Below are 485 nucleotides of genomic sequence, written 5' to 3' on the forward strand. Positions count from 1 at the left end.
GGAGTAACCGGAGCAACAGGCACAGCAGGTACAACCGGAGTAACCGGAGCAACAGGCACAGCAGGTACAACCGGAGTAACCGGAGCAACAGGCACAGCAGGTACAACCGGAGTAACCGGAGCAACAGGCACAGCAGGTACAACGATCAAAGCTTGCTTACAGCTCCCCGAGGCAGTTTCGTTGTTCGCCACGTCCTTCATCGGCTCCTAGCGCCTAGGCATCCTCCGTGTGCTCTTAGTAGCTTAACCATATCGCTCGTGTTCGAGCTGTCACTCCGCTTGGTTTGCTTGCGCAAATCCAAAAGTCGTTCCATTTCGATCACTCGCTCATGCAATCTACCTTATAAAAACACTTCACTTGTTTGCACAAGATCAGCTTAAAGGAATGTTCTAATTCGCGTTTGTTTCGTTTCGATATCTAGTTTTCAAAGAACAAGCTCCATGCAAAAGCAAGCTGTTTTGAGAGTTTGAGCTCTCAAAACCGAA

The 485-nt window shown here is 49.1% G+C and carries 1 protein-coding gene; it reads left to right on the forward strand.

Annotation, left to right across the window (positions count from 1 at the left end; translation table 11 throughout):
• Positions 1-210 (forward strand): hypothetical protein (locus EL84_RS32105; protein WP_047844553.1); only part of this gene is annotated, 210 nt, incomplete at its 5' end.
• Between the last annotated feature and the right edge of the window lie 275 nt (positions 211-485).

The organism is Paenibacillus sp. VT-400, assembly GCF_001029205.1.
In the GTDB taxonomy this organism is placed as follows: domain Bacteria; phylum Bacillota; class Bacilli; order Paenibacillales; family Paenibacillaceae; genus Paenibacillus; species Paenibacillus amylolyticus.